General features: G+C 76.6%; 12 protein-coding genes. 9 read left to right on the forward strand and 3 right to left on the reverse strand.

Annotated features, from left to right (window positions below):
* The first annotated feature begins 64 nt into the window (after positions 1-64).
* From GSF02_RS13600 to GSF02_RS13635, 8 genes are all read left to right on the forward strand, one after another.
* Positions 65-1,015 carry an NAD kinase gene (locus GSF02_RS13600; protein ID WP_159797404.1) on the forward strand — a complete coding sequence of 317 codons (951 nt, stop codon included), beginning with the start codon at positions 65-67 and terminating at the stop codon, positions 1,013-1,015.
* 1 nt (position 1,016) lies between these two features.
* On the forward strand, positions 1,017-2,750 hold the full coding sequence (gene recN, locus GSF02_RS13605) for a DNA repair protein RecN (protein ID WP_159797406.1): 1,734 nt from the start codon (positions 1,017-1,019) through the stop codon (positions 2,748-2,750).
* 7 nt (positions 2,751-2,757) lie between these two features.
* Positions 2,758-3,960, forward strand: a complete 1,203-nt coding sequence (gene steA, locus GSF02_RS13610) for a putative cytokinetic ring protein SteA (protein ID WP_159797408.1) — start codon at positions 2,758-2,760, stop codon at positions 3,958-3,960.
* A gap of 91 nt (positions 3,961-4,051) precedes the next feature.
* A complete protein-coding gene (locus tag GSF02_RS13615) occupies positions 4,052-5,044 on the forward strand; it encodes a copper transporter (RefSeq protein WP_159797410.1) in 993 nt (330 codons plus the stop codon).
* Complete coding sequence (locus tag GSF02_RS13620; RefSeq protein WP_159797412.1) at positions 5,044-5,895, forward strand: hypothetical protein; 852 nt, start codon at positions 5,044-5,046, stop codon at positions 5,893-5,895. Before GSF02_RS13615 ends, GSF02_RS13620 begins: the two co-directional genes overlap by 1 nt.
* Positions 5,892-7,703 (forward strand): murein biosynthesis integral membrane protein MurJ, encoded by a 1,812-nt coding sequence (murJ, locus tag GSF02_RS13625; RefSeq protein ID WP_235915571.1) that lies wholly within the window; start codon positions 5,892-5,894, stop codon positions 7,701-7,703. The genes GSF02_RS13620 and murJ overlap by 4 nt, the downstream gene beginning before the upstream one ends.
* Positions 7,704-7,798: 95 nt before the next feature.
* A complete protein-coding gene (locus GSF02_RS13630; protein ID WP_159797414.1) occupies positions 7,799-9,478 on the forward strand; it encodes a CTP synthase in 1,680 nt (559 codons plus the stop codon).
* A gap of 59 nt (positions 9,479-9,537) precedes the next feature.
* Positions 9,538-10,164, forward strand: a complete 627-nt coding sequence (locus GSF02_RS13635) for an NUDIX domain-containing protein (protein ID WP_235915574.1) — start codon at positions 9,538-9,540, stop codon at positions 10,162-10,164.
* A 92-nt stretch (positions 10,165-10,256) separates the two neighbouring features.
* Here GSF02_RS13635 and GSF02_RS13640 read toward each other — a convergent pair whose 3' ends face one another.
* The 3 genes from GSF02_RS13640 to GSF02_RS13650 all read right to left on the reverse strand — a co-directional run bounded on the left by GSF02_RS13640 (position 10,257) and on the right by GSF02_RS13650 (position 13,049).
* Complete coding sequence (locus GSF02_RS13640; protein ID WP_159797416.1) at positions 10,257-11,186, reverse strand: COX15/CtaA family protein; 930 nt, start codon at positions 11,184-11,186, stop codon at positions 10,257-10,259.
* Positions 11,187-11,277: 91 nt separating this feature from the next.
* A complete protein-coding gene (locus GSF02_RS13645; RefSeq protein ID WP_159797418.1) occupies positions 11,278-12,099 on the reverse strand; it encodes an ABC transporter permease in 822 nt (273 codons plus the stop codon).
* Positions 12,096-13,049, reverse strand: coding sequence for an ABC transporter ATP-binding protein (locus GSF02_RS13650; RefSeq protein WP_159797420.1), 954 nt, complete (start codon positions 13,047-13,049; stop codon positions 12,096-12,098). The genes GSF02_RS13645 and GSF02_RS13650 overlap by 4 nt, the downstream gene beginning before the upstream one ends.
* 193 nt (positions 13,050-13,242) lie before the next feature.
* Between GSF02_RS13650 and GSF02_RS13655 the strand changes: the two genes are divergently transcribed.
* Positions 13,243-14,046 carry a helix-turn-helix transcriptional regulator gene (locus tag GSF02_RS13655; protein WP_159797422.1) on the forward strand — a complete coding sequence of 268 codons (804 nt, stop codon included), beginning with the start codon at positions 13,243-13,245 and terminating at the stop codon, positions 14,044-14,046.
* The last annotated feature ends 10 nt before the right edge of the window (positions 14,047-14,056 follow it).

The raw sequence follows: 14,056 nt of genomic DNA on the forward strand, positions 1-14,056 counted from the left end.
CCGCCGGGCGGCCGGCGCCGCGGCCCCCCGTCCCACCCGTCTTCGTCGTCCCCGGAGGAGCCCCGTGACGCGCAGAGTGCTCATCGTCACCCACGGTGGTCGGCCCGAGGCCGTGGCGGCGCTGCAGGAGGCCGTGCGCGAGCTCGAGTCGGCCGGCTTCGAGGTGGCGCTGCACGACGACGACCTCGCGGAGTCGTTCGGCGACCACATGGCGGTGGCCCGCGCGCGCGAGGGCGTCGCGGAGTCGGAGGTCGTCATGGTCCTCGGCGGCGACGGCACGATCCTGCGCGCCGCCGAGCTCACCCACGGCACGGACGTGCCGCTGCTGGGCGTCAACCTCGGGCACGTCGGCTTCCTCGCCGAGAGCGAGCGCGAGGACCTGCGCGCGGCCGTGGACCGCATCGCCCGGCGCCACTACGTGGTGGAGGAGCGCGGCGTCGTCGACGTGCGCGTCTACCTGCCCGGCCAGCCCGAGCCGCTGCACGGCTGGGCCCTCAACGAGGCGACCGTGGAGAAGGCGCAGCGCGAGCGGATGATCGAGGTCGGCATCGAGGTCGACGGCCGGCCGTTGTCGAGCTTCGGCTGCGACGGCGTCGTGATGTCCACGGCCACCGGGTCCACCGCGCACGCCTTCTCGGCGGGCGGGCCCGTGATGTGGCCGGACGTCGACGGCGTGCTGCTCGTGCCGCTGTCGGCGCACGCCTTGTTCGCCCGGCCGCTGGTCATCGGGCGTCGTGCGGCGTACCGCGTCACGGTGCTCGAGCGCAGCCCCGTGCCGGCGGTGCTGACCTGCGACGGCCGGCGCCGGTTCGACCTGCCGCTGGGCGCCACCGTGGAGGTGCGGTACGGCGCCGAGCCGCTGCGGTTCGCGCGGCTCTCGCCGGCGCCGTTCACGGACCGGCTCGTGTCCAAGTTCAACCTGCCCGTGGTGGGCTGGCGCGAGGCGGCCGACGACGCCGCGGCCGTCGCGCGTGCCCGCGTCGCCGCCGGGCCGGACGACGACTCGGAGGTGTGAGGTGCTCGAGGAGATCGCCATCGAGAACCTGGGCGTCATCCGCGCCGCGCGCGTGACGCTGCCCGCCGGGCTCACCGTGATCACCGGTGAGACGGGGGCCGGCAAGACCATGGTCCTCACCGGGCTGGGCCTGCTCATGGGCGGCAAGGCCGACGCGGGCGCCGTGCGCCCGGGCGCCGGCGGCGCCGTCGTCGAGGGCCGGTGGCAGGTCGCCGACCGCCCGGCCGTCGCCCAGCGCGTGGAGGAGGCGGGCGGCGAGGCCGACGACGACGGCACCGTCGTCGTGCTGCGCACCGTCGCGGCCGGTGGGCGCTCGCGGGCCCACCTGGGCGGCCGCAGCGTGCCGCAGGGCGTGCTCGCCGAGATCGCGGACGAGCTCGTCACCGTGCACGGGCAGACCGACCAGCTGCGCCTGCGCACCGCGTCGAAGCAGCGCGAGGCGCTGGACACCTTCGCCGGGCCCGAGCACCTCGCCGTCGTCGACGCCTACCGCACCGCGTGGTCCGAGCGGGCGGCCCTGCAGGCGGAGATCGACGACCTCACGGCCCGGACCGCCGAGCGGGCTCGCGAGGCCGAGCTGCTGCGCCTCGGCCTGGCGGAGGTCGAGCGCGTCGACCCCAAGCCGGGGGAGGACGTCGAGCTGCAGGCGATGGTGGCCCGGCTCGGCAACGTCGAGAGCCTGCGCCTGGCGGCGACCGAGGCGCACGAGGCGCTGGCCGGGGAGGACGTCGAGTCCGCGGCCAGCGCCGTCGAGCTGCTGACCCGCGCGCGCCGCGCGCTCGAGGCCGCGGCGGGCGACGACCCCGCGCTCGGCGACCTGGGCACCCGCGTCGCCGAGGCGGGCTACCTGCTCGCCGACGTCGCCACCGAGCTGTCGGCGTACGTCGACGACCTGCAGGCCGACCCCGCGGGCCTGGAGGCCGCGCACACGCGCCTGGCGGAGCTCACCGCCCTCACGCGCTCCTACGGCGAGACGGTCGACGACGTGCTGCGCTGGGCGTCCGAGGCGGGCCTGCGCCTGCTCGACCTCGACGACGGCGGCGAGCGGCTGCGCGGCATGCAGGAGCGCATCGGCGAGCTGGACGCCGAGCTCGCGCGCCTGGGCGCCGCCGTGACCGCCGGGCGCACCGCCGCGGGGGAGCGGCTGGCCGCGGCGGTCACCGCCGAGCTGGCCGGCCTGGCCATGGGCGGCGCGCGGCTCGAGGTGGCCGTCGACCCGGCCGACGAGCCGGGCGCGTGGGGCGCCGACGCCGTGACGTTCTCCCTGGTGCCGCACCCGGGCGCGCCCGCGCGTCCGCTGGGCAAGGGCGCCTCGGGCGGCGAGCTGTCCCGCGTGATGCTCGCGGTCGAGGTGGCGCTGGCCACGGCGGCCGCGGAGCGCGCCGAGGCCGAGGGCGCGGGCGCCGCGGCCGCGCTGCCGACGTTCGTCTTCGACGAGGTCGATGCCGGCGTCGGCGGGCGCGCGGCCGTCGAGGTCGGCCGCCGGCTGGCGCGGCTGGCGCGCAGCACGCAGGTGATCGTGGTCACGCACCTGGCCCAGGTGGCGGCGTTCGCCGATGCCCACCTCGTGGTGACCAAGTCCGCCGGTGACGAGGGCACGGTCACCGGCGTGCGGGAGGTCACGGGGGACGAGCGGGTGCGCGAGCTCGCCCGCATGCTCTCGGGCCAGGAGGACAGCGAGGCGGCGCGCACGCACGCGCTCGAGCTCCTCGAGTCGTCCTCCGTGGGACGATGAGGGCGATATGAGATCGATCCTCCGCAAGGCCGTCCCCGCCATCGCTCGCCCGTCCGCCACCGGCACCGACGGCGCGACGCACGGACCTGCCCGCGTGGGCCGGCGCACCAAGGACCTGACCAAGCGGCTCGTCCCCGGGGACGTGGCCGTCATCGACCACGTCGACATCGACCGCGTTGCCGCCGAGGCGCTCGTCGCGGCGGGCCCGGCCGCCGTGCTCAACGCCGCCCGCTCGACCTCCGGCCGCTACCCCAACGCGGGGCCCGGGATCCTGCTCGAGGCCGGCATCGTGCTGGTCGACGACCTCGGCCCCGCCGTGATGGACCTGCCGGAGGGCGCCGAGGTCGAGATCGTCGAGGGGCGCGTGCTGCGCGGCGGCCGCGAGGTCGCCGCGGGCACCCGGCAGACCCCCGAGACCGTCGAGGCGGAGCTCGCCGCCGCGCGCGAGGGGCTCTCTGACGAGATCGAGCGGTTCGCCGAGAACACCATGACCTACCTGCGGCGCGAGCGGGACCTGCTGCTGGACGGCGTCGGCGTGCCGGCCGTGCGGACGCGCTTCGAGGGCCGCCACGTGCTGATCGTGGTCCGCGGGTACCACTACCGCGAGGACCTGGCGATGCTGCGGTCCTACATCAAGGAGAACCGCCCGATCCTGGTCGGCGTCGACGGCGGCGCCGACGCCATCCTCGACGCCGGCTTCAAGCTGGACATGATCGTCGGCGACATGGACTCCGTGTCCGACAAGGCCCTGGCCTCCGGGGCCGAGGTCGTGGTCCACGCCTACCGCGACGGCACGGCCCCCGGCCTGGAGCGGGTGCAGGCGCTGGGCGTCGAGCCGGTGGTGTTCCCGGCGACAGGCACCAGCGAGGACATCGCGATGCTGCTCGCGGACGACAAGGGCGCCGAGCTCATCGTGGCCGTCGGCACGCACGCCACGCTCGTGGAGTTCCTCGACAAGGGCCGCGCGGGCATGGCCAGCACGTTCCTCACCCGGCTGCGGGTGGGCGGCAAGCTGGTGGACGCCAAGGGCGTCTCGCGCCTGTACCGTCCGACCATCTCGACCCTGCAGATCGTGCTGCTCTCGCTCGCCGGCATCGCGGCGGTGGTCGCCGCGCTGTGGTCGACGTCGGTGGGCCAGGCGTTCTTCGGCATCACCGGCGCCCGGCTGGACGACTTCGTCTCCTGGGTCGGTAGCCTCTTCGGCGGCTGACCGGCGCCCGGCGCGCCGCGACGCCCTGCGTCGCGCCCGCTGCGGCCCCTCCCGTCACCACTCGGACCACTCGAAGGAACCCCCACCAGCCGTGATCGACTTCCGCTACCACCTCGTCTCCCTGATCTCGGTGTTCCTCGCGCTCGCCGTCGGCATCATCCTCGGCGCGGGGCCGCTGCAGGGCGCCCTCGGCGACCAGCTGACCGACCAGGTGGCGCAGCTGCGCACCGAGCGCAACGACCTGCGCGACCAGCTGTCCGCCAGCGAGGCGACGACGGAGCAGCAGCTGACGTTCATCCAGGCGGCCGGCCCGCAGCTCGTCGCGGGCACGCTCGAGGGCAAGCGCGTCGCGGTCGTGGACCTCGACGACGTCGCGGGCGACGTGGAGCAGGGCGTGGTGGACCAGGTCGAGGCGGCCGGCGGCACGATCGTGGCCAGCGCCGTCCTGACGCCGGCCTGGACCGACGCCGACCACGCCGACTTCCGCGACACCATCGCCGGCGGGCTGCGCGAGCCCCTGGCCGAGGCGGGCGCCGACGACGAGGACGCCGAGACGCCGGAGACGCTCGCCGCGGCGCTCGCGGTGGCGCTCACCGGAGCGAGCGGCCCGGACGCCCACGCGCGCAGCGAGCAGGGCAGCGCGCTGGAGCAGCAGCTCGTGCAGGCCGACCTGCTCGAGGTGGAGGGCGAGCAGACGGCGCCCGCGGACGCCGTGGTGCTCATGTCGGGCACGACCGCCGACCAGGCGGCCGACGGCGAGAACGCCGAGCCGACGCCGGAGCAGGAGGCCGTCCGGACCTTCGCCGAGCTCGCCCGGACGGTGCAGTCCGTGGCCCCGGCCACCGTGGTGGCGGGCCCCACGGCGTCCGACGGCGACCTCGTGTCCGCGGTGCGGTCCGACGACGCCATCGCCGACGTGGTGAGCACGGTCAGCGGCATCGAGACCCCCGTCGGCCGCATCGTGGTGCCGCTCGCGCTGGCCGCGAGCCTCGCCGACGAGGTGGGCCAGTACGGCTTCGAGGACGGCGCGACGCCGCTGCCGCCCGTCGTGCCGTCCGCGACGCCCACGGGGAGCGGGAGCTGATGGGCGCGGGACGCGTGCTGCGGGCGGCGGTCGCGGCCGCCGCCGCGACGGCGGCCACGCGCCGCGCGCTCGAGGCCCGCCAGCCCGGCGGCGCCGAGCGCTGGACCCGTACCAACCACCGCGGCGAGCCGATCAGCCTGCTCGAGGGGCCGGCCGTCGCGGCCGGCCTCGTGGCCGGCGCGCTCGTGGGCGCGCGCGGCCGCGGCACGGTCGCCGCGGCCGTGGCCACCGCTGGAGCCGGCGCCTTCGGCCTCGTCGACGACCTCGCCGAGGACACGACGACGCGCACCAAGGGGCTCAAGGGGCACCTGGGCGCCCTTGCCCAGGGGCGCCTGACGACCGGCGGGCTCAAGGTCCTCGGCATCGGCGCCACGTCGCTGCTCGCGGCCGCCGTCGGGACGCACCGCACCGGCGGCGCGGCGCGCTGGGCGGCCGACGTCGCGGTCAACGGCGCCCTCGTGGCCGGGACGGCCAACCTGCTCAACCTCCTGGACCTGCGGCCCGGCCGCGCGCTCAAGTCGGCGGCCGCGCTCGCCGCGGTGCCCGTCGGCGGCCCGACCGCCGCGACCTGCGGCGCCGTCGCCGGCGCGGCGGCGGCCGCGTGGGGCGGGGACCTGGGGGAGCGCGACATGCTCGGCGACGGCGGCGCCAACGCGCTCGGCGCGCTCGTCGGCACCCGGCTGGCACTCGGCCTGCCGCGGCCGCTGCGGGTGGCCGCGCTCGCCGGCGTCGTCGGGCTCACCCTGGCCAGCGAGCGCGTGAGCTTCTCGCAGGTCATCGAGCGCACCCCGTGGCTGCGCGCCGTCGACGAGCTGGGTCGCCGGCCCCGGACCGAGGACCCGGCGGCTTGACCGCGCCCGTCGGCACGCCCGGCGACGAGGTGCCCGCCGTGCCCACGCCTCAGCCCGACGCCGGGACCGACCCCGTGGTCGCCCCGGGCCCCGCCGCGGCGCCCGCGACCCCGCCCTCGACCGCGCCCTCGACCGGGCGGCGCCGGGCCGTGCAGACCCTCGCCGGCGCGGCCCTGCTCATCACCGCCGTCACGCTGGCCAGCCGCGTCGTGGGCTTCGGCCGCTGGCTCGCGCAGGGTGCCTGGCTCGGCTCGGACGGCGTCGGGCAGGTCTTCAACGCGGCGAACATGCTGCCGAACATCCTGTTCGAGGTCGCCGCGGGCGGCGCCCTGGCCGGGGCGGTCGTCCCGCTGCTGGCCGGGCACCTGAGCCGCGCCGACGCGGCGGGCGCGGACGCCGCGGCCGCGCGGGAGGCGGCCTCCCGCAACGCGTCCGCCCTGCTCGGCTGGACGCTGGTCGTCCTCGTGCCGCTCGGGGCGCTCCTGGCGGCGCTCGCCGGCCCGATCGCGACCACGCTCAACCTCGACGACCCGGACAAGGTCGCCGTCGCCACCACGTTCCTGCGGGTCTTCGCCGTCCAGGTGCCGCTGTACGGAGTGGCGGTCGTGCTGGGCGGCATCCTGCAGGCGCACAAGCGGTTCTTCTGGCAGGCGTTCGCGCCCCTGGTCTCCAGCGTGGTGGTCATCGGGGTGTACGCCGTCTTCGGCGTGCTGGCCGCCGGGAGCCAGGCAGACGTCACGGCGCTGAGCCCCGCGGCGCTCGGTTGGCTGGCCTGGGGCACCACGGTCGGCGTCGCGTTCCTCGCGCTGCCCCTCGTGGTCCCTGCCCGCCGCACCGGCCTGCGCCTGCGCCCGACGCTGCGGTTCCCCGCGGGGGAGGGGCGGCGGGCCGCGCGGCTCGCGTTCGCCGGGGTCGGCGCCCTCGTGGCCCAGCAGCTGTCGGTGTACGTCGCCCTGCTGGTCGCGAACCGGGTCGGCGGACCGTCGTCGTACGCGGTCTTCCTCTACACGCAGCAGGTCTACCTGCTGCCCTACGCCGTCCTCGCCTTCCCCATCGCTACCAGCGCCTTCCCGCGCATCGCCGAGCACGCTGCCCACGGCCGGTCCGACGACCTGCGGGCCCTCGTGGCCTCGACGACGCGCACGCTGCTGCTCGTCGTGGCCGTCGGCATCGCCGCGCTGGTCGCGGCCGCGCCGGCGGTCGAGGGGGTGTTCGACCTCGTGGTGCGCGGCGACGCACCCGGCATGGCGGCGGGCCTGACCTGGATGGCGGCCGGGCTGGTCGGGTACGCGCTGATCCTGCACCTGTCGCGGGCGCTGTACGCGATCGACCGCGGCCGCGCGGCCGTGGTGGCGACCGCGGCCGGGTGGCTCGTGGTCGCCGCCGGTGCGGCGTCGCTGCGGTACGTGCTGCCCCTCCTCGGCGCCGAGGGCCCGCCGTACGCGCCCGCGCACGTCCTGGCAGGGCTGGGCGGCGCCACGACCCTGGGCATGCTCGTCGCCGCCGCGGGGCTGCTGCTGGCCGTCCGCCGCCACGTCGGCGGTGCGGCGCTGCACGGCGTGCCCCGGGCCCTCGTCGTGCTGACGGTCGGCGTGGGGCTCGGCGCGCTCGCGGGGCGGGGACTGCTGTCGCTGCTCGGCCGCGGCGTGCCGGCCGGGCCGGGGGAGGTCACGTTCGACGCCGCGGCGCTGGTCGCCGACCTCGGCGCCGGCGTGCTGGTGGCCGTCGTCGCCGTCGCGGTCGTCGTCCTGTGCGCCCTGGCGGACCCGGCGCTGCGCTCCGGCGTGCGCGGCCTGCGCCGCCGCTGAGCCTTCCGCGCCCGGGCCGCGGCCGCCGGGCCGCCGCCGCGCCGTGCGCCACCCCACAGCCCGGGCGTGGGCGGGGTCGGTTAGGATGGAGTTCCGTGGCAGATCACCGTACCCAGCCCCGCTCGCACAGCCGCACGGACGCGACGCACTCCACGCGGCACATCTTCGTGACGGGCGGTGTGGCCTCGTCTCTCGGCAAGGGTCTGACTGCTTCGTCCCTCGGTCGGCTGCTCCGCTCGCGCGGTCTGCGCGTGACGATGCAGAAGCTCGACCCCTACCTCAACGTGGACCCGGGCACCATGAACCCGTTCCAGCACGGCGAGGTGTTCGTCACCGAGGACGGCGCCGAGACCGACCTCGACATCGGCCACTACGAGCGCTTCCTCGACGTCGAGCTGCCGGCCAGCTCGAACGTCACCACCGGCCAGATCTACTCGCGCGTCATCGCCAAGGAGCGCCGCGGCGAGTACCTCGGTGACACGGTGCAGGTCATCCCGCACATCACCGACGAGATCAAGGAACGCATGCGCGCCCAGGCGGGCCCCGACGTCGACGTGATCATCACGGAGATCGGCGGCACCGTCGGCGACATCGAGTCCCAGCCGTTCCTCGAGGCCGCGCGCCAGGTGCGCCACGAGCTCGGCCGCGAGAACTGCTTCTTCCTGCACGTCTCGCTGGTGCCGTACATCGGCCCGTCCGGCGAGCTGAAGACCAAGCCCACGCAGCACTCGGTCGCGGCGCTGCGCAGCATCGGCATCCAGCCCGACGCCATCGTGCTGCGCTCCGACCGTGCGGTGCCCGAGGGCATCAAGCGCAAGATCGCCCTGATGTGCGACGTCGACAACGAGGCGGTCATCAACTGCGCCGACGCGCCGAGCATCTACGACATCCCCAAGGTGATCCACGCCGAGGGCCTGGACGCCTACGTGGTGCGCCGCCTCGACCTGCCGTTCCACGACGTCGACTGGGACGGCTGGAGCACGGTGCTCGAGCGGGTGCACTCGCCGGAGCACGCCGTCGAGATCGCCCTGGTCGGCAAGTACATCGACCTGCCCGACGCGTACCTGTCGGTGACCGAGGCGCTGCGTGCCGGCGGCTTCGCCAACGACGCCAAGGTCTCGATCCGCTGGGTCGCGGCCGACGACTGCCGCACCCCGGAGGGTGCCGAGGCGTCCCTCGAGGGTGTCGACGCGGTGCTCGTGCCCGGCGGGTTCGGCGTCCGCGGCATCGACGGCAAGATCGGCGCGCTGCGCTGGTCGCGCGAGAACCTCGTGCCGACCCTGGGCATCTGCCTGGGCCTGCAGTCCATGGTCATCGAGTACGCGCGCAACGTGCTCGGCTACACCGACGCCTCCTCGACCGAGTTCGACCCCGACTCGGCGCACCCCGTGATCGCCACGATGGCGGAGCAGGAGGCCATCGTCGGCGGCCAGGGCGACCTCGGCGGCACCATGCGCCTGGGCGCGTGGGACGCCACGCTCGTGCCCGGCTCGGTCGTGGCCAAGACGTACGGCGCCGAGCAGGTCAGCGAGCGGCACCGCCACCGCTACGAGGTGAACAACGCCTACCGCGAGGAGCTCGAGGCCGCGGGGCTGCGCATCTCCGGCACGACGGCCGGCTCGAAGCTCGTGGAGTTCGTCGAGCTGCCCGCCGAGACGCACCCGTACTACGTGTCGACGCAGGCGCACCCGGAGTTCAAGTCGCGCCCGACCCGCTCGCACCCGCTGTTCGCCGGGCTGGTCGCGGCGGCGCTCGAGCGGCAGCGCACGGCGTGAGCGCCGGCGCGCAGGACGACGGCGCGCAGGACGCCGGCGCGCAGGACGCCGGCGCGCCGCTGGCCGACGTCGTCGCGCCCCGTCCGGTCGTCGCGCACGAGCGCGTGGCGGCCGGGCGGATCTTCGACCTCGTGCGCGACGTCGTCGACCTCGGCGACGGCGAGCAGGTGACCCGCGAGTACCTCGACCACCCGGGTGCCGTGGCGGTCGTCGCGCTCGACGACGCCGGTCGCGTCCTGCTGCTGCGGCAGTACCGCCACCCGGTGCGCTCCGAGCTGTGGGAGGTGCCGGCCGGGCTGCTCGACGTCGCGGGCGAGGCCGCGCAGGCCGCCGCGGCGCGCGAGCTGCACGAGGAGGCCGACCTCGTCGCCGACCGGTGGGACGTGCTGGTGGACTTCGCGACCTCGCCGGGCGCGACCAACGAGGCGCTGCGGGTGTTCCTGGCGCGCGGGCTGCGGCCGGTGGCCGAGGCGGAGCGGCACACCCGCACCGAGGAGGAGGCCGGCATCGAGGTGCGCTGGGTGCCCCTGGACGAGGCCGTCGGCCGCGTGCTGTCCGGCGACCTGCACAACCCGTCGGCAGTCGTCGGCGTCCTGGCCGCGCACGCTGCCGCGGCCGGCGGCTGGGCCTCCCTGCGCCCGGCCGACGCGCCGTGGCCCTACCGGCGCGGCACGCTCCCGCCCTGACCTCGCGCTGTGGGTACAGGACACGCCGTGCGATCTGAAGATCGCACGGCGTGTTTCTGTACCACAAGCTTCCGGGGCGGCGCCCCGGCGCCTCAGGCGCGGGTGCGCAGGTGCAGCACGGCGTTCGCGGTGGCCCACACCAGCAGCGCCGCGCCGAGCATGTGCACGCCCACGAGCAGCGCGGGCAGGCCGGTGAAGTACTGCGTGTAGCCGATGACGCCCTGCAGCAGGGTGACGACGACCAGCACCCACGCCGCGCGCCGGGCGCCGGCGACGGCCGGCGTCGTGGGCGTGCGGTGCAGCTGCACGAGCAGCGCGACGAGGGCGGCGACGAAGAGCCACACCGCGCCGGAGTGCATGCGGGTGACCGTCAGCGGGTCGACGGCGAAGCGGTAGCCCACGGTGTCGTCGCCGCTGTGCGGGCCGGCGCCGGTGACGACGACGCCCGCGGCGACGACGGCGACGAGCAGCGCGCTGAGCACCCACCCCGTGCGGGTGACGGCCCTCGACGCGACGGCGACGGGGGCGCCGTCACCCTCGCGGCTGCGGCGCAGGAGGTAGGCGCTGACCCACACCAGGCCGGCCGAGACGCCGAAGTGGAGGGAGACCCAGCCCGGGTGCAGGTGCAGCAGCACGACGACGCCGCCGATGACCGCCTGGAGGAGCACGCCGACCAGCGGCGCCGCGCCGAGGCGGCGGTAGGCGGCGGGCCGCGAGCGGTCGGTCCACACGAGCAGCAGCACGAGCAGGCCGATCACCGAGAGCGCGCCGGTGAGGGTGCGGTTCGTGAACTCCACGATCTCGTGGTAGCTCGTGGCGGCGTGGTACTGCGCCGTGAACTGCCCGGGGTGGCACTCCGGCCACGTGGAGCACCCGAGGCCGGAGTCGGTGAGCCGGACGGCGCCGCCGGTGACGATGATGACGACCTGGCCGATGACGTTCGCCAGCAGCACGGCCGGCGTCCAGCGGCGCAGCGGGGCGAGGCGGTCGCGGGCGGGTGCGGAGGCGGCGGTCGCGGTCACGCCACCACGCTAGTGCGCGCGCGGGCGTGCGCGGGACGCCGGAGGCGGGCCCGGGGCGTCCGCGGGTGTGATGTTCGCCCGCCTGCGCGCCTCAGCTCCAGCGGAAGAGCCGCCCGGCGCCCCAGCCGAACGCGGCCGTCCACGCGGCGAGCACCACGACGGACAGCGGCGGGACACCGGTGCCGAGCAGCGCGCCCCGCATGGCCTCGGCGAGCGCGCCGGACGGCAGGAACACCGCCACGTGCGCGTGCCAGGGGGCCAGCTGGTCCGGTGCCACGAGCGTGCCGCCGGCGACCACCAGGAGGACCAGCACGAGGTTGGCCACGGCGAGCACCCCCTCGGCGCGCAGCGTGCCGGCCAGCAGCAGCGCGAGCGCGGTGAAGGCGGCGGTGCCGAGCAGCAGGCAGCCGATCGCGGCCGGCACCCCCGCCAGGTCGGGCCGCCACCCGAGCGCGGCGGCGACGACAGCGATGATCGCGACCTGCACCACCTGGACCCCGAGCACGCCGAGCACCTTGCCCGCGAGCAGGCCGCCGCGGCCCAGCGGCGTGGTGGCCATGAGCCGCAGCACGCCGTTGCGGCGGTCGAACGCGGTGGCGATCGCCTGCGAGGTGAACGACGTCGCGAGGCAGGCCAGCGCCAGGACGCCGGGGGTCACGAAGTCGACGCGGCTGGCGCCGCCCGTGTCGAGCTCGAGGACGTCGGTCGCCACGAGGCCGACCAGCAGGAAGACGGGCAGCGCCACGGTGACCAGCAGCTGCTCGCCGTTGCGCAGGATCGCGCGGGTCTCGAAGCCGGTCTGGGCCAGCACGCGCCGCAGCGCGGGCGCGGCGGCGGAGGGCGGCCCTGCCGGGCCGGCGGCGGGCGTGACGGCACCGGCGGGGTCGAGCGGCGCGGGGTCGGTGGGGGTCATCGCAGGTGCCGTCCCGTCAGGTCGAGGAAGACGTCCTCCAGCGTGCGCCGGCCCACGGTGAGCCGGGTCGCCAGCGTGTCGCGGTCGGCCAGCCAGGCGGTCAGCGCCGCCACTGCCCGCGGCCCCGCCGGCCCGGTGGCCACGTAGGCGCCGGGGCGCGGCTCCGTGACGGCCCAGCGGGGCCCGAGCGCGGCGCCCAGCGCGGCGACGTCGAGGCCGGCGGGCGCGTCGAACCGCACCGACGTCGCGCCGTCGGGGCCGTCGTCCCCGGCGGCGAGCAGGTCCGGGACGGTGCCCGAGGCGATGACGCGCCCGTGGTCGACCACGTGCACGACGTCCGCGAGCGACTCGGCCTCGTCCATGAGGTGGGTGGTGAGCACGATGGCGACCCCGGCCGCGCGCAGCTCGCGCACGAGCTCCCACACCGCGAGCCGGGACTGCGGGTCCATGCCGGCGCTCGGCTCGTCGAGGAACACCACCTCGGGGCGCCCGACGACGGCGGCCGCGAGCGCGAGGCGCTGCCGCTGGCCGCCCGAGAGGCGCCGCACCGTGGTGCGCACGAACGAGCCGATGCCGAGGCGCTCGACGAGCTCGTCGACGTCGCGCGGTGCGGCGTACATCGCCGCGACGTGCCGCAGCACCTCGCCGGCGCGCGCCCCGCTGGGCAGCCCGCCGTCCTGCAGCATCACGCCGACGCGCGGGCGCAGCGCCGCGGCGTCGGCGCGGGGGTCGAGACCGAGCACCCGGACCTCGCCGGCGTCGGGGGAGCGCAGGCCCTCGCAGCACTCCACGGTGGTGGTCTTGCCGGCGCCGTTCGGCCCGAGGACGGCGGTGACCTCGCCCGAGCGGGCGGTCAGGCTCAGCCCGTCGACGACGTCGCGGCCCCCGTAGCGCTTGACGAGCCCGCGCACGGCGACGGCCGCGCCGGCGGGTGCGGAGGTGGTGGGCACTCGCAGGATCCTACGTCCCGAGGCGCGGACGGCCGCGCCGGCCGTGACCTCGTGTGAGGCAGACCTTCCTTGACATCCGGGATTACGCAACAAGGATGTTTGTTATATCGAGAGCGTCCCCGGGGTGGAGCGCGCCCCGAGGCCGACGCGCAGCGACCGGCCGGCAACGACCGACGAGCAGGAGGTGACCCGCATGACGTCGACAGCTCCTCGCGTCGTCGCCGCGGGCGTCGACCCCGCCGTCGAGACGGAGTCGACCACGCGGCGCCGCGTCCTCGAGCTCGTCGCCAGCACCGGCCCGGTGACGGCGGGCGACCTCGCGGAGCGGCTCGGCCTGACCTCCGCGGGCGTGCGCCGGCACCTGGCGCTGCTCGAGGAGGACGGCAAGATCGCGGTGCGCCGCGGCCTGCCCGGCCGCGGCCAGGCGCGCCGCGGTCGTCCCGCCCGCGCCTACGTCGTCACGTCCGGCGGCCAGTCGGAGCTGCAGGGCGGCTACGGCGAGCTCGCGGCCCAGGTGCTGCGGCACCTGCGCGCCGCGGGGGGCAGCGCCGCGGTCGCGGCGTTCGCCGACGAGCGGTACGACGCGCTCGTCGAGCGCTACGCCCCGCGGCTGACGGCCGTCGACGTCGCGGAGCGGGCCGAGCAGCTGGCCGCCCTGCTCTCGGCGGACGGCTACGCCGCGTCCGTGCGCCCGGGCCCGGCCGCGACGCTCGTGCCCACCGCGCAGCTGTGCCAGGGCCACTGCCCGGTGCAGCACGTCGCGGAGGAGTTCGGCGAGCTGTGCGAGGCGGAGGCCCGCGCCTTCGCCCGCCTGCTCGGCACGCACGTGCAGCGCCTGGCGACCATCGCCGGCGGCGCGCACGCGTGCGTGACGAACCTGCCCCTCGCGCCGCCCCCGGCCGCCCAGGCGCCCGCCGCGCCGGCGGGCGCCCCGGCGGGCGACGCCCTCACGACCACCCCGACCCCTGAGCCTGCCGGCCGCACCTCGCGGCACTGAGGAAGGAACG

The sequence above is a fragment of the Puerhibacterium puerhi genome (assembly GCF_009846865.1).
Lineage (GTDB): Bacteria > Actinomycetota > Actinomycetes > Actinomycetales > Cellulomonadaceae > Puerhibacterium > Puerhibacterium puerhi.